The organism is Syntrophorhabdaceae bacterium (assembly GCA_028713955.1).
In the GTDB taxonomy this organism is placed as follows: Bacteria; Desulfobacterota; Syntrophorhabdia; order Syntrophorhabdales; family Syntrophorhabdaceae; genus UBA5609.
The window spans coordinates 10376-27259 of record JAQTNJ010000018.1; the positions used below are offsets into that span (position 1 = coordinate 10376).

Below are 16884 nucleotides of genomic sequence, written 5' to 3' on the forward strand. Positions count from 1 at the left end.
GGATCGTCTCGATTGCCCCGTCAGTGCTGTGGGAATCAACGACAATAACCTCGTCGGCCCAGCCGGAGACACTCTTCAATGCCCCCTCGATCGTTGTATTGTTGTTGAAGGTGATCATGTAGACGGAGAGGGGCAGCGGAGAGCGAAGAGCGGAGAGCGGAGAGTTGCTGTCTTTCATGGCTGTCATAAGGAATATTTGTTACATTACACCAAAAAGTGCTTGAAATCAAACAGAGAATGAAGAAAAACAAGGCTATAACGGGGAGAATCGGATTGAGTATGGGGAGAATCAGGATTAGCTTAACCTTAGCCTTAACCTTAGCCTGCTTTTCTATTGACACTACATCATTGTTATTTCCTTAAGACCGTCTTATATTTAAATATCATTTCGTACGATTGGAGGCAATATGCCTGAAAAGATTGAACTCCCTATTACCGGTATGAGTTGCGCGGCATGCGCTGCGCGTATCGAAAAGGAATTGAACAAACTCGACGACATCGGGGAGGCCCATGTCAATTTCCCCTTGAAAAAGGCTGTTATCATCCCCAAAAGAGAGCTTGAGATGAAAGAGGTTATCTCTATTATCCGGGATATAGGCTACGACGTTGATATTGAAGGGGATGTGACGATCAGGGCCCAGAAAGAAGAGGCAGTGCTGAAAAGGGATTTTATATGGTCGGTCTCGTTCAGCGCCGTTATCATGGTCTTTTCCATGTGGGTGGTCCTGCCATACAACAATTTTGTACTCCTCCTTCTCGCCATGCCTGTTCAGTTTTACTTCGGCTTGAGGTTCCATAAATCGACCCTTTTAAATCTCAAGCATTTCACTGCCGATATGAATACCCTCATATCCGTTGGTACATCGGCCGCGTTTTTCTACAGCGCCTTCGTGACATTTTTTCCTCACGTTATTGCTGCGGCAGGTGTAATGCCCATGACGTACTTCGATTCGAGCGCCACGATCATCACGCTTATACTTCTTGGAAGATATTTTGAATCAAAGGCAAAGACAAGGACCTATACGGCGATCAAGATGCTCTATGAGCTCTCACCAAAAGAGTGCGTTGTCCTGAAAGACAATAAAGAGACCCGTGTGCCGACAGATTCCCTCGAGGTCGGCGACAGGGTGCTCGTCCGGCCGGGAGAGAAGATACCGATCGATGGGGAAGTGGCGGAAGGGAAGACCTATGTTGACGAATCGATGATAACCGGTGAAAGCATGCCCGTCTCCAAAACTATTGGTGATGAGGTTATCGGCGGGACGATAAACGGGAAGGGCTCTATTACGGTTAAAACAATACGGATCGGGAAAGATACGGTCCTTGCGAAGGTCATCCGTCTTGTGGAAGAGGCTCAGTTCACGAAAGCGCCGGTCCAGCGACTCGCCGACAAGGTTGCGGGTGTATTTGTGCCGATTGTTATACTTATAAGCATCGCTGCATTTGTTGTGTGGTTTATCGCCGGTCCTGACCCGAAGATCACAAACGCCCTCCTCTCTTTTGTGAGCGTCCTTATCATCGCCTGTCCCTGTGCCCTCGGACTTGCTACGCCAACCGCCATCATGGTATCCACCGGCGTGGGGGCCAAAAGAGGGATCCTGATAAAAAATGCAGAGTCCCTCGAATTGACAAATAAGGTTCAGCATGTACTGTTCGACAAAACAGGAACGCTCACCGAGGGCGTGATCGTTCTTTCTGAGATAATCCCTCTTAACCATTTTGCCGGGAAGGACATTTTGTACATCGCCTTTAACCTGGAAAAACAGTCTGAACATCCGTTCTCTGAGGCGTTGAGGAAGAAGGCTGAAGAACTGAAGATCGAAGCAGTGAAGGTTGATGATTTTGAAGCAATCGTCGGGAAGGGCATCAGGGGAAAGGTCGACGGCAGGGAATATTTCATCGGTAATGTGGCTCTCTATGAGGATACGGGGAAGACACTCGACCAAGCAATACGGGAGAGCTATCACGAAAAAGAGAGGCAAGGAACATCCCCGGTACTCGTATGGGGCAAAGAGAACCTTATGGGGATCCTCACTTTCAGCGACAGGGTAAGGGATGAGGCCCGGGGGGTGGTAAAGGACCTGAAAGACATGGGTATAACATCAGCGATGATTACCGGCGATAGTATGGAAGGGGCAAAAACGATCAGCGAGAAGGTCGGCATCGACACATATTTCTATCGTATCCTCCCGGACAAAAAGGCTGAGATAGTGGAAGATTTTAAAAAGAAGGGCATCACGGTGATGGTGGGAGACGGGATTAACGACGCACCGTCCCTTGCGACGGCCCATGTTGGTGTTGCGATGGGAAAAGGAACTGATATTGCCATTGAATCTGCGGATATTGTACTTATGAAAGGTCAGCTTTCCCGGCTCGTCACCCTCATCAAACTGTCAAAAAAGACCCTCTGGATCATCAAGGAGAATCTTTTCTGGGCATTTATTTACAATATTATCGGCATCCCCATAGCGTTCGGCGCATTGTATCCCTTTTTTGGCATACGGCTGGAGCCGATGTTCGGCGCTATGGCAATGGTCATAAGCTCCATCTCGGTCGTGAGCAATTCATTGCGGCTGAAGCTGTTCAGGGAATAAAGGGACGAGCATCGGCGCCTGGCTCTTCCCCGCAAACACGCTCATACGCTCCAGCGGCTTACATTCGCTCGCGTTCGGCTTCGGAACTTTTGCATATTCATGCAAAAGACCGAGCTTCCTCGCCTCACGACGGTTTGCTAAAGGAAAGCCCGACACCGATGCTCTAAGGCGAAGCGTCTATGTTTAAAACTTTTCACTTTTCACCTTTCACAGTATCAATTGGAGGGGGCGACCGAGTACCCGCCTGCGGGTGTACCGGTAATAGCAGGCAACGAAGTTATATGAAGGAAGACAAATTGGTCTGAAAAAAAACGGGTTGGCTAATTTGGCCAACCCGCTTGATTGTCAAGATAATGGCTGGGAGACAAGGATTTGAACCTTGATTCACGGAGTCAGAGTCCGTTGTCCTGCCGTTGAACGATCTCCCAGTAGAAGACTGTTTATCGGGGACGTTATTCCGTTGTTTCTGTTCCTGTTTCTTTTTTCGGCGCCTTCTTTCTCGGTTTTTTTTCTTTTGTTTCTGTCTTTTCGGTTTTCTCTTTTGCTGCCTTTTCTTTCTTGATAGGTTTTTCTTTCTTTTCTGCTTTTGGTTTGGCTTTCGTTGCCTTTTCCTTTTTCTTCTCTTCCTTTTCCTTTTTCTCTTCTTTCTCTTTTTTCTGGGTAAGTTCTATGATAGCCATCGGGGCGTTGTCGCCTTTTCTGCTGCCGATCTTAAGGACCCGTGTGTACCCTCCGCTGGTCGCTGTATACCGTTCGCCTATGTCGGTAAAAAGCTTCCGTACGATCTCCTTGTCCCTTAAGATTGCGAAGGCAAGCCTCATGGAGTGCATATCTTTCCTTTTCGCCAGGGTAATGAGTTTGTCGGCAACCCTCTTCAGCTCCATGGCCTTCGGGTTCGTGGTCTTTATACTCTCATGATCGAAAAGGGCATTCGCCAGGTTCTGAAACAGCGCCCTTCTGTGACTTTTCTTTTTGTTCAATGTTTTGACTCGCTTCATGTGCCTCATGGTAAACCTCTATATGTGATCTTTTTTCTTGAGAAGCATCTTGTCTAAGTCTTCCCTCGGGGGAAAGCTGTCCAGTTTCAAACCGAGACGCAACCCCATGCAGGAGAGGATCTCCTTTATCTCGTTCAAAGACTTCCTGCCGAAATTTTTCGTCATCAGGATCTCCTGCTCTGTCTTCTGAACAAGCTCTCCGATGTACTTGATATCAGCGTTTTTCAGGCAATTCGCGCTTCTTACGGACAATTCAAGCTCATCAACGCTTCTGAAGAGGTTTTCATTGAAGTCGTGTTTGTCGGCGATCTTGTCCTCAACGATATCAGCCTCTTCGATCTCTTCAAAGTTGATAAAGATCTTCATCTGCTCCCTGATGATCTTAGCTCCAAAAGAAAGTGCGTCCAGAGGATCAACGCTGCCATCCGTCCAGATCTCCATGGTCAGCTTATCGTAGTCCGTTCTTCTGCCGACCCTTGCCTGGGTTACATTATAGCTTACCTTCCTGATGGGAGAAAAGATAGCGTCGATAGGTATGGTACCGATAGGATCGTTCTCATCGATATTCATCTCTGACGGCAGATACCCCCTCCCAAGTTGTGCCTTCATCTCCATGTACAGGTGTGCGTCGTCGCTTAAGTGGGCGATATGAAGGTCGGGATTGACAACGTCGACACCGCCATCATGGGTGATGTCACCCGCCTTGACCTCTTTTTTGTCTTTCACGTCTATCTTTAAAACCTTTTGCTTATCATCAGTAACCTTCAAAACAACCTTTTTCAGGTTCAGAATGATCTCAGTTACATCTTCCTTAACCCCTCTGATCGTAGAAAATTCATGTTCTACACCGTTGATCCAGACGGAAGTAATAGCGCCGCCCATAATAGAAGAAAGAAGAACCCTTCTTATGGAGTTCCCTATTGTTATCCCATATCCCCGCTCAAAAGGTTCCGTGGAAAACTTCACATAGTCATGCTCTTTCTTCTCTATCTCGATCTTTGTCGGTCTTATAAGTTCCTGCCAGTTTTTTTCAAACATAGGTATCTACCCTCCTTGGGGCAAAGCTATCTTGAATAGTATTCTACGATGAGCTGTTCTTTAATGGGCATCGTGATGTCGTCGCGTGTAGGCAGAAGCTTGATCGTACCTTTCATGTTATCTTTATCCAGCTCGATCCACGACGGGATCCCTCTTCTCACCACTGATTCAAGAGCATTTTTGACGCTTGGCAAGTCTTTGTGTTTTACCGAAACCTCATCGCCCGGCTTTACAAGGAACGACGGCGTACTAACCTTTTTCCCGTTGACCAAAATGTGGCTGTGTGATACCAGCTGCCTTGCCTCTTTCCGGGACGTTGCAAATCCAAATCTGAAGACCATGTTATCAATCCTTCTCTCGAGCAAGACAAGGAAATTTGTTCCCGTGATACCTTGCTTGCGCTCCGCCATTTCGAAAAATCTTTTAAATTGTTTTTCGCTGAGTCCATAAGTCCTTCTCAGACGCTGCTTTTCCCTTAACCTCAACCCATATTCAAGAAATTTACCCCTCGTTTCAACATGCACACCGGGCGGGTAGTTTCTCTTCTCAATCGCACATTTCTCGGTATAACACCTCTCCCCCTTGAGAAAAAGTTTAATCCCTTCACGTCTGCATAATCTGCATGATGGTCCTACATATCTTGACAAAGCTTGCCTCCTTACACTCTTCTTCTTTTAGGTGGCCTGCACCCGTTATGTGGTATCGGCGTTATATCTCTGATGAGATGGATCTTAAGCCCCGCGCTCTGAAGAGCCCTGAGCGCCGCCTCTCTTCCTGCCCCGGGTCCTTTGATATATACATCGACGGTCTTCATGCCGTTCTCGATTGCTTTCTTCGCCGCGTTCTCTGCTGCAAGCTGGGCTGCAAAAGGCGTGCTCTTCCGCGAACCCTTGAAGCCGACAACGCCGCCACTCGACCATGCGACAACATGTCCCTGGGGGTCGGTAATTGTAATGATAGTATTATTAAAACTCGACTGGATGTAAACACCGCCGACGGGAATGTTCTTTTTTACCTTCTTCTTACCGGTTTTTTTCGTTTTTGCCATCTATACACCTCATTATTTTCGTTTCATCGAGGTCTTCCGCGGACCCTTCCGTGTCCTGGAATTGGTCCGTGTCCTCTGTCCCCTTACCGGCAGTCCCCTTCTATGCCGCAAGCCCCTGTAGCAGCCGATGTCCATGAGCCTCTTGATGCTCATATTTACATCTTTCCGTAAATCACCCTCTACCTTATAATTTCTCTCCAGAATATCCCGTATCTTTGCGATCTCCTCATCGGTCAGGGAATTGGTTCTCTTGTTAGGGTCAATACCAGCTTCGCCGAGAATCCGGTTTGAGAGGGTCCTCCCGATACCGTAAATGTACGTCAGGGCTATCTCTATCCTCTTATCCCGCGGTATATCTACACCAGCAATTCTTGCCACGTTACTCCTCCTTAACCTTGCTTCTGCTTATGCTTTGGATTTTCGCAGATGATTCGCACTATGCCTTTTCTCTTAATGATCTTACACTTGTCACATCTCTTCTTGACAGAAGGTCTAACCTTCATGAGAACCTCCTATTTCACCCTGTAGATAATCCTGCCCCTTGTCAGATCATATGGTGAAAGCTCCACCACAACCTTATCGCCTCTGAGTATCTTGATATAATGCATACGCATTTTACCCGATACATGGGCAAGTACTTTGTGTCCGTTGGGAAGCTCAACCCTGAACATGGCGTTCGGCAGCGGCTCAATTACCGTCCCTTCAATCTCTATTCCTTCACCTTTTGGCATAATTACCTATAATGCGCTCAGTATTTCTGCGCCCTTTTCAGTTATAGCAATGGTATGCTCAAAATGAGCCGAGAGGCTTCCGTCCTTTGTCGCCGCAGTCCACCCGTTCTCCCTGATCACGACATCGCCTTTCCCCATATTCACCATTGGCTCTATCGCAAGCACCATACCTACCTTGAGACGTACACCTGTCCCTTTTTCTCCGTAATTAGGGATCTGTGGTTCCTCGTGGAGATTTCTCCCTATCCCATGACCAACAAACTCGCGTACAACGGAAAATCCAGCCTCTTCCACGTGAGATTGAATGGCATGGGAGATATCGTGCAGCCTGTTGCCTTTTCTTGTTTCACCGATCCCCTTATAGAGGGCGCTTTCGGTAACGGCGAGCAATCTTTCCGTCCTCTTTGGGATACTCCCGATACCGTATGTTATTGCGGCATCTCCACAAAAACCATCGTATCGGGTACCAAAATCAAGGCTCACAATATCACTATCCTTCAATATCCTTTCTCCGGGCATACCGTGTACAACCTCATCGTTTATAGAAACACAGAGGCAATAGGGGTAACCATTATATCCCTTAAATGCCGGTTCTACATGACCAATCTTGCGTATCTTCTCTTCGCACAATCTTTCAAGCTCTATGGTCTTCAAGCCTTCTTTGATAAACTGTCCCAGATACAGAAGGATTTCAATAGCATATCTGCCGGCAACCTTTATCTTCTCGATCTCTTCCCTGCTCTTCAGAATAATCATCCTGCAACACGCGCTACCTCACTCAGCGGTCAGTTGTCAGCTCACGGCTGTCAGCGTCATCTTCTCCCTTTAACCCGTGCCGATTTTTTAACAAGCCCGTCATAATGCCTGAGAATAAGATGAGATTCTATCTGCTGTATCGTGTCGAGGGCAACACCCACTACGATAAGAAGCGCTGTACCTCCAAAATAGAAAGGAACGTTGAATTTTCTCACCAACAGGGTCGGCAGGACGCACACAAAAGAGATATATATGGCGCCAATAAAGGTTACCCTGGAAAGTATCCTCTCGATGAACTCCGAGGTCTTCTTGCCGGGCCTTATACCCGGTATGTATCCGCCGTATTTCTTCATATTGTCCGCCACGTTGTCGGGGTTGAAAACGATGGCGGTATAAAAAAAGCAGAAAAAGATGATAAAACCCACATACATGAATTCATGGAGGATTGTTCCCGGCGTGAGCAATTCTGAAAATCTTTTCATATAAGGGTGCTGAATAAAATTTGCAATCGTTGCAGGGAACATGATGATCGAAGAGGCAAATATAGGAGGGATCACGCCTGCCGTATTGACCTTGAGGGGCAGGTGCGTCGCCTGGCCGCCATACATCTTGCGGCCCACAACCCGCTTTGCATACTGGACAGGTATCCTCCTCTGCGATGTCTCCATGAATATGATGAAGGCAACAACAGCAAGCATCATTGCGGTGATCAGGAGCACCACAAACCAGTTCATCTCGCCGGAGTTAACAAGGGTCATCGTGCTGGCAATCGCATTCGGCATCCGCGCCACAATACCCGCAAAAATAATCAGCGATATACCGTTGCCTATGCCCTTTTCCGTAATCTGTTCCCCGAGCCACATGATAAAAGCGGTCCCTCCGGTGAGGGTTATCATTGTCATGAGCCTGAAGTTCCAGCCGGGGTTGTAAACAACGAGTTCGCCTCCGGCGCCCCTCATCTGCTCCAGTCCGACGCTGATGCCAAAACCCTGGATGAGGCTTATGATCACCGTACCGTATCGTGTATACTGGGTTATCTTCCTCCTGCCTGCCTCTCCCTCTTTTGAAAGCCTCTCAAGGGTCGGGACAACGACAGTAAGGAGTTGCAGAATAATTGAGGCGCTGATGTAAGGCATAATGCCGAGGGCAAACACGGAAAGTCTTTCCAGGCCGCCGCCAGCGAACATATCAAAGAAACCGAGCAGGGTACCCCGCGCTCTCTCAAAGATACCTGCCAGTACCGTTCCGTCGATCCCTGGCGTAGGGATATGAACACCGACCCTGTAAACCGCCAGGAGAGCAAGTGTGGCTATTATTCTCCGCTTAAGCTCGGGGATTTTCCCAATGTTCTGGAAACCCCCCATTAAATCAGTACCTCCACATCTCCACCCTGGGCCTTTATCTTTTCAATGGCACGCTCGGAGGCCTTATGCACCTGAATTTTGATCGGGAAGTCGATGTCGCCATCAGAAAGAAGTTTGATGCCGTCTTTCATCTTCTTGATAAATCCTGATCTCAGTATATCCTCTATGCTTACCTTTTCCTGTCCCTTGAATACGGCGAGATCTCCTATCTTGATGAGGGAATATTCCTTCCTGAAGGGGTTTTTAAACCCCCTTTTGGGAATTCTCCTCATGAGAGGCATCTGGCCGCCTTCAAAACCCTTTTTCTTCGTACCACCGCTTGTCGAGCGCTGGCCCTTGTTCCCATATGTTGCGGTAGTACCGTGGCCGGAACCGGTGCCCCGTCCTACCCTTTTTTTCTTCTTTGTCGATCCTTCACTCGGTCTCAAGTCTGACAGCTTCATTTACCGGACATCCTCCACAATCGTTAAAAGGTGAATTACCTTCTTCACCATACCCCGTATCTCGGGCGTGTTTTTCACCGTTTTTTCCTGGTAAAGCTTTTTAAAACCAAGGCTTCGTATGGTGTCACGCTGGACCTGTGTGCACCCTATAAAGCTCTTTGTCCATTTGATCTTGAGGTGACTCACGTTATCCCTCCTCGCCCTTCGTTTTGCCTCGCTGTTTCAATGAGACTTCGGGCGACTTTAACGTGGCAAGCCCTTTAATGGTCGCCTTTACCACATTATGATAATTTCGTGATCCGTAACATTTAGTAAGTATATTCGTTATACCGGCCACTTCAACAACGGCCCGCACGGCTCTTCCTGCTATAACACCGGTTCCTTCACTGGCCGGTTTCATAAATACCTCGCTTGTTCCGTACTTGGCCTTTATCTCATGCGGGATCGTCCCTTTCCTGACAGGGACCTCGATAATGCTTTTCTTTGCCCTCTCCACTGCCTTTCTGATCGCATCAGGGACCTCATTGGCCTTGCCAAGTCCAAACCCGACACGACCGTTGCCGTCGCCGACAACAACGATGGCGCTAAAGCTAAACCTCCGGCCGCCTTTTACAACCTTTGCGACACGATTTATATAGACCAACCTGTCCTGCAGCTCAAGCTCACCTGGTTCTATACGCTTTTTCTCTGCCAATACAACCTCCTCTTAAAATTGTAAACCTGCCTCTCTCGCACCATCAGCTAAGGCCTTTATCCTCCCATGATACTTAAAACCATTCCGGTCAAAGACAACCTTACCAATACCCATGTCGGCTGCTTTCTTACCGATATATTCTCCGACCTTTTTTGCAGCTTCAACATTACCACCGTGTTTTACCGTTGCCGTCACTTCTTTTGTCAGCGTCGATGCGGCGGTTATTACCTTGTCCTGCGTATCATCAATTAACTGCGCGTATATCTGCCGCAGGCTCTTATAAACACACAGTCTCGGTTTATCGGCAGTCCCGGAGATTGTTTTACGGATTCTCTTTTTTCTCTTCTCCCGTGCCGCTACCTTCGCTTTTCTTTGCATTGTATCACCTCTTACTTGCCGCTTTTGCCGGCCTTTTTCCTCAATACCTCACCAGAGTATTTAACACCTTTGTTTTTATATACATCTGGTTTTCTCAGGGCCCTTATCTTTGCCGCTGTCTGGCCGACAAGCTCTTTATCGATGCCCTTGATGGTCAGGAGCGTTTGTTTTTCTACCTGAGCGGAGATGCCTGCCGGCAGAGGGAACGTGATGGGATGAGAATAACCGAGGTAAAAGATGATATTATTACCCTGTAATTCGGACCTGTATCCGATACCGACAATCTCCAGTTTTCTTTCAAACCCCTTGTAAACACCATCTACCATATTTGCGATCAGCGTCCTCATGAGGCCGTGCAAACCCTTTATCTTCTTTTCTTCGCTGGTTCGCTGCACCATCACGGTGCTGCCATCGATATCAAGAGTAAGCCCTTCCAGAAACGGCCTTCGCAATGAACCTTTTGGCCCCGTTACGACAATTTCACTGTCCTTCAATTCCAACTTTGTGCCCTGAGGCAAAATAACAGGCTTTCTGCCTATCCTCGACATCTCACACCTCACCAAACAACAAGGAGGGGTTCCCCTCCTACCTTATTTTTTGTCGCGCTCCTGTCCGTCATGATCCCCTTTGATGTGGAGATTACAATAAGACCTATCCGTTTCCTCAACCTCGGGATCTCTCCGGTGCTCACATATTTCCTTCTCCCGGGTTTGCTGATCCTTTGTAAACCGGTGATAATACTTTTGTTGTTTTCGTCGTAGCTTATGTAAACCTTGAGAAATTTTCTCCTGGCCTCATCTATAAAGGTCTTGTAATTTTTTATATAGCCCTCTTCCTTCAATATCTTTGATATGGCAAATTTCATATTGGAATACGGTATGTCAACTGATTCATGGCGTGCTATAATAGCATTCCGTATCCGTGTCAGCATATCAGCAATAGGATCTACAGTAATCATGAATCCCCCTCACCAGCTCGATTTTATGACACCAGGTATGGCACCTTTCAGGGAATGGTTCCTGAAGCATATCCTGCACATCTGAAATTTGCGCAGGTAGCTGCGGGGTCTTCCACAGATAGCGCACCTGTTGTGGGCCCTGACCCGGTATTTTGGTGTTGCCTTTGCTTTTTCTATCATTGATTTTTTTGCCATTAATTCCTCCGTCAACTCTTGAAGGGCATTCCCATTAGCTTCAGAAGCTCAAAGCCTTCCTCGTCTGTCTTGGCCGTTGTCCCGATGGTAATATTCATCCCCCTTGCCTTATCGATCTTATCGTACTCTATCTCGGGGAATATGATCTGTTCTCTCAGGCCAAGTGTATAGTTGCCCCGCCCGTCGAAGGACTTCGGAGAGACACCTTTAAAATCCCTCACCCGTGGAAGAACGATATAGACAAGTTTATGAAGGAACTCATACATCCTCTCTCTTCTCAGTGTCACCATGCAGCCGATTGACATGCCCTCTCTCAGCTTAAAGGAGGCGATCGATTTTTTTGACTTCGTAATAACAGGCTTCTGTCCGGTGATGAGCTTCATATCACCAGTTGCGCTGTCAAGCACCTTAATATTCTGGAGGGCCTCACCGAGCCCGATGTTCACCGTGATCTTTTCTACTTTCGGCACCTCCATGACATTCTTATACTGGAATCTCCTCATCAGTGCCGATCTGACATCTTTTTCATAAAATTCCATATACGCTGTTTTCAACAGTGCCTCCTACTTATCTAAGACCTCTTCACACTTTTTACAAAAACGTATCTTCTTCCCGTCCTCAAGGGTACGCTTTCCTATCTTTACCGGTTTTGAACATTTCTCACAGTAGAGCATAACGTTGGACAGATGGATGGGGCTTTCCTTTTCCATGATGCCGCCTTTGGACTTCTGGCTCGGCTTCACATGTCTCTTGACCATGTTTACCTTTTCAACGATCAGTCTGTCTTTCTTTTTAATAATCCGTAAAATCTTGCCGGTCTTGCCCTTATCCTTACCGTTCGTTACCATCACAAGGTCATTCTTTTTAACGTGATAATGTTTTTCCATAGTATTCCTCACACAACCTCTGGAGCCAGAGAAACGATCTTCATGAACTTTTTCGCCCGGAGCTCCCTGGCAACCGGTCCAAAGATCCTTGTCCCGACAGGTTCATTATACTGGTTTATAATAACCGCGGAATTATCATCAAATTTCACATAGGACCCGTCAATCCTTCTGATCTCTTTTTTTGTCCTCACGATGACTGCCTTCACTACTTCGCCTTTTTTTACCTTCGAATTGGGGATAACCTCTTTCACTGACGCTACAATGATGTCCCCAACTGTACCGTACCTCTTCCTCGATCCACCAAGAACCTTTATACAACCGAGCTTTTTAGCACCGGAGTTGTCTGCTACTTCAAGCTTAGATCTCGCCTGTATCATCTCCAACCACCTCTTTCTGAGCTAAGAAAGGTTCTTCTTTCTTTATTATTTCCTTTACGAGCCATCGCTTATCTTTACTGATCGGTCTCGCTTCAATGATCGACACCTCGTCGCCAAGTTTACAGATGTTCTTCTCGTCGTGTACTTTATATCGCTTTTTTCTCTTGAGGTATTTGTGATATTTTGGATGTTGCAGGACTTTCTCGACCTCAACGACGATAGTCTTATCCATCTTATCCTTTACTACAATACCTGTCATCTTTTTCTTGTTCGCGTTATCTTTCGCTTCCATGCCAACCTCGAATTATAGCTTTCAGCCGCCAGTTACCGGCTCACAGCTTGTATTATGCCTTTGACGTCTTTTCCTGTAAAAGCGTCTCTATCCTCGCCACATCCCTTTTCAAAAGCTTCAACCGTGCAGTATTTTCCAGTTGTCCTGTTGAGTGTTGAAACCGCAGATTGAACAGTTCTTCCTTGGCGTCTTTCTTTTTCTTTAAAAGCTCTTCTTTGGTCAGCTCTCTCAACTCCCTGCCTTTCATTGTTCCTCACTTCTTGCTACAAACTTTGTCGCAATGGGAAGCTTGAACGAAGCTATTCTCAAGGCCTCTCTTGCTTTATCTTCGGGAACACCCTTGATCTCGTAAAGGATCCTCCCGGGTATTACCGGTGCTACCCAGCCCTCGCTGGGGCCTTTCCCCTTACCCATTCTTGTCTCTGCCGGTTTCTTTGTGATCGGCTTGTCCGGAAAGACTCTGATCCAGACCTTTCCGGTCCTTTTTACATATCTTGTAAGCGCTATCCTTGCCGCCTCGATCTGTCGTGAGGTTATCCAGCCGGCCTCTTCAGCCTGCAAACCGTAGTCTCCGAAACTTACCCTGTTTCCTCTCGCGGCAACACCTTTCATTCTGCCTTTCTGCTGTTTTCTATATTTCACTCTCTTTGGCGCAAGCATTATCTTGTCTCCTGAAATATTTCGCCTTTAAAGATCCAGACCTTGATCCCGATGACACCGTACTTTGTGCTCGCTACGGCGACACCATAATCTATATCGGCCCTTATGGTCTGCAGCGGTACCCTTCCCTCCCGGTACCATTCCGTACGTGACATTTCGGCTCCGCCCAGCCTTCCGGCGCACATTGCCTTTATTCCCTTGGCGCCAAACTTGAGCGCCTGCGTAACATTCTTTTTCATCGCCCTCCTGAAGGAAACGCGGCGCTCGATCTGCAGGGCAATATTTTCTGCAACAAGCTGCGCATCGACCTCAGGTCTTTTGACTTCCGTAATATTCAAGATCACCTCTTTGTCGGTGATCCGCTGGAGTTCCTTTTTCAGGTTTTCTACTTCGGCCCCTTTTCTTCCGATAACGAGTCCCGGCCGGGATGTGTAGATATTGATCTTTGCTCTCTTGTCTTTATTGGCCGCCCTCTCTATCTCGATCTTTGAGATCCCCGCCTGGTAGAGTTTCTTCTTCAGGTAGTTCTTTATCGTTATGTCCTCGTGTAAAAACTTCGCATAGTTTTTCGATGCAAACCACTTGGAGTCCCACGTCTTGATTGTTCCAAGCCTGAAACCGAAAGGATGTGTCTTTTGACCCATTTAACCTCCAGATCTATGATTCGTCTAATACGAGCGTAATGTGACTGGTCCGCTTCCTGATCTTTGTTGCCCTTCCCATGGCCCTCGGCAAAAACCTCTTCAGCATCGGACCGCCGTCAACGATGACATTCTTGACATAGAGATTGTCGATATCTACATATTTCTTTTGTTTCGCATTCGCTATGGCACTGTCAAGAAGCTTCTTCAGGATAAATGACGCCTTTTGAGGCATATAGGTTAACATCCCCGAGGCCTCGTTGATATTTTTCTTCTTTATCAGATCTCCCACGATCCTGACTTTTCGCGGGGATATCCTGATCATCTTTGTTTTTGCCACGATTTCCATGACCTTATTCCTTCCTCTTAACCACTTTTGCCTTTCTGTCGCCTGAATGGCTGTGGAATGTCCTTGTAGGAGAGAATTCACCGAACTTATGTCCCACCATCTCCTCTGTAACGAATACCGGAATAAACTTCTTGCCATTATGGACGGCAAAGGTAAATCCTACAAAGTCAGGGGTAATCGTTGATCTCCTCGACCAGGTTTTTATTACCTTTGAGCCCTTTGAGGATTTTGCATCCTCGACCTTCTTTAACAGCTTCTCTTCTAAAAATGGCCCTTTCTTTAAAGACCTCGCCACAAAAACCTCCTACCCTCTGAGCTTTATAATAAACTTATTGGTTCTCTTGTTTTTCCTTGTCTTCATACCCTTTGCCAGCTGTCCCCACGGGGAACAGGGGTGCCTTCCGCCTTTTGATCTTCCTTCGCCGCCGCCAAGCGGATGATCAACGGGGTTCATTGCCGTTCCGCGAACGGTTGGTCTCGTCCCCTGCCATCTTGGTTTTCCGGCCTTGCCGATAGTGATATTTTCATGGTCAATATTTCCTACCTGACCGATTGTCGCCATACATGAAAGGTTGATCAGCCTGACGCCGCCTGAAGGCAATCTGACATGTCCGTAACCGCCTTCCTTTGCCACAAGCTGTGCGTAGTTCCCTGCGCTCCGTGCGAGCTGTCCGCCTTTTCCGGGCTTCATCTCCACGTTGTGAACAAAGGTCCCAAGGGGTATAAATTTTAAAGGGAGTGAGTTCCCCTCTTTGATCTCGGTATCAGGTTTCGTGCTGGTAATAACCGTATCACCCACCTTCAGTCCCAGCGGTGAGATGATATAACGCTTCTCACCATCTGCATAGCTGATAAGGGCAATATTCGCAGACCTGTTCGGGTCATATTCTATACTGTCAACCTTACCGGGGATCTCAAACTTATCCCTCTTGAAGTCAATGATCCGGTATCTTTTCTTGTGTCCTCCACCAATGTGTCTGGTGGTAATCTTCCCGGTATGGTTTCTTCCACCTGTTTTTTTCTTGGGGACAAGCAGTGACTTCTCGGGCTCCTTCCTGGTGATCTCCTCGAAGGTAAGACCGCTCATGAATCTCCTGCCTGCGGAGGTAGGTTTATATTCTTTTACGCCCATTATGCACCTGCACCTTCAAAAATCAAGATTTTATCTTTCGGACTCAGCTTCACAATCGCCTTTTTCCAGTCAGAGCGCTTGCCGGCAAATCTGCCGAGTCTCTTCTTTTTACCTTCCATGTTGCTGACACTCACGGAAAGAACCTTTACTTTAAAGAGTTTTTCAACGGCATCTTTGATCTCTATTTTATTGGCATCCCGGTGAACCTCAAATACATACTGGTTTCCATTATCCTTCAATAATGTGGTTTTCTCTGTTATTATGGGGCGACGTATAATATCGTACTCGTTCATGATGCCAATACCTCTTCTATTTTCCGTAACGCATCTATTGTCAGCACAAGCTGGTCATGCCTGATGATATCGTAAACGTTCAACCCGTTATATTTCAGGATCTTCACATATGGTATATTTCTCGCTGATCTTTCGACAACTTCATCCTTCTTTTCAATAATAAACAGGGGTTTTGTGAGGTTCAGGGTCTTCATGATACCGTTGAAGCTCCTGGTGCTGATACCCTGAAGCTCCAGTTTGTCAAGGACCTTCATATTCGATCCGGTATGTCGCACGGTAAGGGCTGACTTCAAGGCGCTCCTTCTTACCTTCTTTGGCACCGCATAGCGGTAATCCTTCGGTTTCGGACCGAATACAGAACCGCCGCCCGGCATCAGCGGTGACCTTGAGGTGCCCTGTCTCGCCCTTCCGGTCCCTTTCTGTTTGTAGGGTTTTCTCCCCCCGCCTCTTACTTCTTTCCTTGTCTTTACCGATGCCGTACCACTTCTCCTGTTCGTAAGCTGCATCTTTACCACGTCATGAATAAGGTGAGGTTTCACCTCGCAGTTGAAGATCGCATCGCTGATCTCAACCTCTCCGACTTTTGCTCCCTCAGTATTCAATATATCCACTAATGCCATACCTGCTCCTACGATTTTATCTCCACGTCTACACCCGCAGCCAGTTCAAGCTTCATCAATGCGTCCACGGTCTGCTGTGTCGGTTCAACGATATCTATCAATCGTTTATGCGTTCTTATCTCAAACTGTTCCCTCGATTTTTTGTCTATATGCGGGGATCTTAATACACAGTATTTCTGTATCTTTGTCGGCAATGGCACCGGTCCGACCACCTGCGCCCCCGTTTTCTTTGCCGCTTCAACTATCTCCTTAACCGATTGATCAAGTAATCTATGATCAAAGGCCTTCAGGCATATCCTGATTCGCTGCCTCATCCCTCCCCCTTTACTCACTGATCTCGGTGACTACCCCTGCGCCTACGGTCTTGCCGCCTTCCCTGATGGCAAAGCGGAGTTCCTTTTCAAGGGCAATGGGGGTAACAAGCTCGACGTTCAGG

29 protein-coding genes, 1 tRNA gene and 2 pseudogenes are annotated in these 16884 nt (G+C 47.3%); 1 reads left to right on the forward strand and 31 read right to left on the reverse strand.

Annotated elements, in window-relative coordinates; translation table 11 throughout:
* Positions 1-407 precede the first annotated feature (407 nt).
* The gene (locus PHU49_03155; GenBank protein ID MDD5242995.1) at positions 408-2594 is read left to right on the forward strand and encodes a heavy metal translocating P-type ATPase; all 2187 of its coding nucleotides are present in this window, start codon (positions 408-410) and stop codon (positions 2592-2594) included.
* A gap of 354 nt (positions 2595-2948) precedes the next feature.
* Here PHU49_03155 and PHU49_03160 read toward each other — a convergent pair.
* The 31 genes and pseudogenes from PHU49_03160 to PHU49_03310 all read right to left on the reverse strand — a co-directional run.
* Positions 2949-3022: transfer RNA gene (locus PHU49_03160), tRNA-Gln, on the reverse strand.
* Between the two features lie 234 nt (positions 3023-3256).
* Positions 3257-3601 (reverse strand): annotated as a pseudogene (gene rplQ / locus PHU49_03165) (50S ribosomal protein L17).
* A gap of 9 nt (positions 3602-3610) precedes the next feature.
* On the reverse strand, positions 3611-4630 hold the full coding sequence (locus PHU49_03170; protein ID MDD5242996.1) for a DNA-directed RNA polymerase subunit alpha: 1020 nt from the start codon (positions 4628-4630) through the stop codon (positions 3611-3613).
* 26 nt (positions 4631-4656) lie between these two features.
* Positions 4657-5277 (reverse strand): 30S ribosomal protein S4, encoded by a 621-nt coding sequence (gene rpsD / locus PHU49_03175; protein MDD5242997.1) that lies wholly within the window; start codon positions 5275-5277, stop codon positions 4657-4659.
* Between the two features lie 11 nt (positions 5278-5288).
* Positions 5289-5678, reverse strand: coding sequence for a 30S ribosomal protein S11 (gene rpsK, locus PHU49_03180; protein MDD5242998.1), 390 nt, complete (start codon positions 5676-5678; stop codon positions 5289-5291).
* A 12-nt stretch (positions 5679-5690) separates the two neighbouring features.
* On the reverse strand, positions 5691-6056 hold the full coding sequence (gene rpsM, locus PHU49_03185) for a 30S ribosomal protein S13 (GenBank protein MDD5242999.1): 366 nt from the start codon (positions 6054-6056) through the stop codon (positions 5691-5693).
* An 11-nt stretch (positions 6057-6067) separates the two neighbouring features.
* Positions 6068-6181 carry a 50S ribosomal protein L36 gene (rpmJ, locus tag PHU49_03190; protein ID MDD5243000.1) on the reverse strand — a complete coding sequence of 38 codons (114 nt, stop codon included), beginning with the start codon at positions 6179-6181 and terminating at the stop codon, positions 6068-6070.
* Positions 6182-6190: 9 nt separating this feature from the next.
* Positions 6191-6409, reverse strand: a complete 219-nt coding sequence (gene infA, locus PHU49_03195) for a translation initiation factor IF-1 (protein MDD5243001.1) — start codon at positions 6407-6409, stop codon at positions 6191-6193.
* A 6-nt stretch (positions 6410-6415) separates the two neighbouring features.
* The gene (gene map / locus PHU49_03200; protein MDD5243002.1) at positions 6416-7165 is read right to left on the reverse strand and encodes a type I methionyl aminopeptidase; all 750 of its coding nucleotides are present in this window, start codon (positions 7163-7165) and stop codon (positions 6416-6418) included.
* A 56-nt stretch (positions 7166-7221) separates the two neighbouring features.
* A complete protein-coding gene (secY, locus tag PHU49_03205) occupies positions 7222-8529 on the reverse strand; it encodes a preprotein translocase subunit SecY (protein MDD5243003.1) in 1308 nt (435 codons plus the stop codon).
* The gene (gene rplO, locus PHU49_03210) at positions 8529-8972 is read right to left on the reverse strand and encodes a 50S ribosomal protein L15 (protein MDD5243004.1); all 444 of its coding nucleotides are present in this window, start codon (positions 8970-8972) and stop codon (positions 8529-8531) included. The genes secY and rplO overlap by 1 nt, the downstream gene beginning before the upstream one ends.
* Positions 8973-9158, reverse strand: a complete 186-nt coding sequence (gene rpmD, locus PHU49_03215; GenBank protein MDD5243005.1) for a 50S ribosomal protein L30 — start codon at positions 9156-9158, stop codon at positions 8973-8975.
* A gap of 1 nt (position 9159) precedes the next feature.
* Positions 9160-9648: a 30S ribosomal protein S5 gene (gene rpsE, locus PHU49_03220; GenBank protein ID MDD5243006.1), complete on the reverse strand. Its 489-nt coding sequence runs from the start codon at positions 9646-9648 to the stop codon at positions 9160-9162.
* 30 nt (positions 9649-9678) lie between these two features.
* Positions 9679-10044: a 50S ribosomal protein L18 gene (gene rplR, locus PHU49_03225; protein MDD5243007.1), complete on the reverse strand. Its 366-nt coding sequence runs from the start codon at positions 10042-10044 to the stop codon at positions 9679-9681.
* A gap of 11 nt (positions 10045-10055) precedes the next feature.
* The gene (gene rplF / locus PHU49_03230; GenBank protein ID MDD5243008.1) at positions 10056-10592 is read right to left on the reverse strand and encodes a 50S ribosomal protein L6; all 537 of its coding nucleotides are present in this window, start codon (positions 10590-10592) and stop codon (positions 10056-10058) included.
* 8 nt (positions 10593-10600) lie between these two features.
* Complete coding sequence (gene rpsH, locus PHU49_03235; GenBank protein MDD5243009.1) at positions 10601-11002, reverse strand: 30S ribosomal protein S8; 402 nt, start codon at positions 11000-11002, stop codon at positions 10601-10603.
* Between the two features lie 9 nt (positions 11003-11011).
* Positions 11012-11197, reverse strand: coding sequence for a type Z 30S ribosomal protein S14 (locus tag PHU49_03240; GenBank protein ID MDD5243010.1), 186 nt, complete (start codon positions 11195-11197; stop codon positions 11012-11014).
* An 11-nt stretch (positions 11198-11208) separates the two neighbouring features.
* Positions 11209-11736, reverse strand: coding sequence for a 50S ribosomal protein L5 (rplE, locus tag PHU49_03245; GenBank protein MDD5243011.1), 528 nt, complete (start codon positions 11734-11736; stop codon positions 11209-11211).
* Between the two features lie 24 nt (positions 11737-11760).
* Positions 11761-12084 (reverse strand): 50S ribosomal protein L24, encoded by a 324-nt coding sequence (gene rplX, locus PHU49_03250; protein ID MDD5243012.1) that lies wholly within the window; start codon positions 12082-12084, stop codon positions 11761-11763.
* Between the two features lie 8 nt (positions 12085-12092).
* Positions 12093-12461 carry a 50S ribosomal protein L14 gene (gene rplN / locus PHU49_03255; GenBank protein ID MDD5243013.1) on the reverse strand — a complete coding sequence of 123 codons (369 nt, stop codon included), beginning with the start codon at positions 12459-12461 and terminating at the stop codon, positions 12093-12095.
* Complete coding sequence (gene rpsQ, locus PHU49_03260) at positions 12442-12753, reverse strand: 30S ribosomal protein S17 (GenBank protein ID MDD5243014.1); 312 nt, start codon at positions 12751-12753, stop codon at positions 12442-12444. Before rpsQ ends, rplN begins: the two co-directional genes overlap by 20 nt.
* Positions 12754-12805: 52 nt before the next feature.
* Entirely contained in the window at positions 12806-13000 is a 195-nt protein-coding gene (gene rpmC, locus PHU49_03265; protein MDD5243015.1) for a 50S ribosomal protein L29, read from the reverse strand.
* On the reverse strand, positions 12997-13365 hold the full coding sequence (gene rplP / locus PHU49_03270) for a 50S ribosomal protein L16 (GenBank protein MDD5243016.1): 369 nt from the start codon (positions 13363-13365) through the stop codon (positions 12997-12999). Before rplP ends, rpmC begins: the two co-directional genes overlap by 4 nt.
* Positions 13366-14057: pseudogene (gene rpsC / locus PHU49_03275) on the reverse strand (30S ribosomal protein S3).
* 13 nt (positions 14058-14070) lie between these two features.
* Complete coding sequence (gene rplV, locus PHU49_03280; protein MDD5243017.1) at positions 14071-14403, reverse strand: 50S ribosomal protein L22; 333 nt, start codon at positions 14401-14403, stop codon at positions 14071-14073.
* Between the two features lie 4 nt (positions 14404-14407).
* Positions 14408-14698: a 30S ribosomal protein S19 gene (gene rpsS, locus PHU49_03285; GenBank protein ID MDD5243018.1), complete on the reverse strand. Its 291-nt coding sequence runs from the start codon at positions 14696-14698 to the stop codon at positions 14408-14410.
* Positions 14699-14707: 9 nt separating this feature from the next.
* Positions 14708-15535, reverse strand: coding sequence for a 50S ribosomal protein L2 (gene rplB, locus PHU49_03290; protein ID MDD5243019.1), 828 nt, complete (start codon positions 15533-15535; stop codon positions 14708-14710).
* Positions 15535-15828 carry a 50S ribosomal protein L23 gene (locus PHU49_03295; GenBank protein MDD5243020.1) on the reverse strand — a complete coding sequence of 98 codons (294 nt, stop codon included), beginning with the start codon at positions 15826-15828 and terminating at the stop codon, positions 15535-15537. Before PHU49_03295 ends, rplB begins: the two co-directional genes overlap by 1 nt.
* Positions 15825-16448: a 50S ribosomal protein L4 gene (rplD, locus tag PHU49_03300; protein ID MDD5243021.1), complete on the reverse strand. Its 624-nt coding sequence runs from the start codon at positions 16446-16448 to the stop codon at positions 15825-15827. The genes PHU49_03295 and rplD overlap by 4 nt, the downstream gene beginning before the upstream one ends.
* An 8-nt stretch (positions 16449-16456) precedes the next feature.
* A complete protein-coding gene (gene rpsJ, locus PHU49_03305; GenBank protein MDD5243022.1) occupies positions 16457-16762 on the reverse strand; it encodes a 30S ribosomal protein S10 in 306 nt (101 codons plus the stop codon).
* A 10-nt stretch (positions 16763-16772) separates the two neighbouring features.
* On the reverse strand, positions 16773-16884 hold a 112-nt coding region (locus tag PHU49_03310; protein ID MDD5243023.1), incomplete at its 5' end, for a hypothetical protein.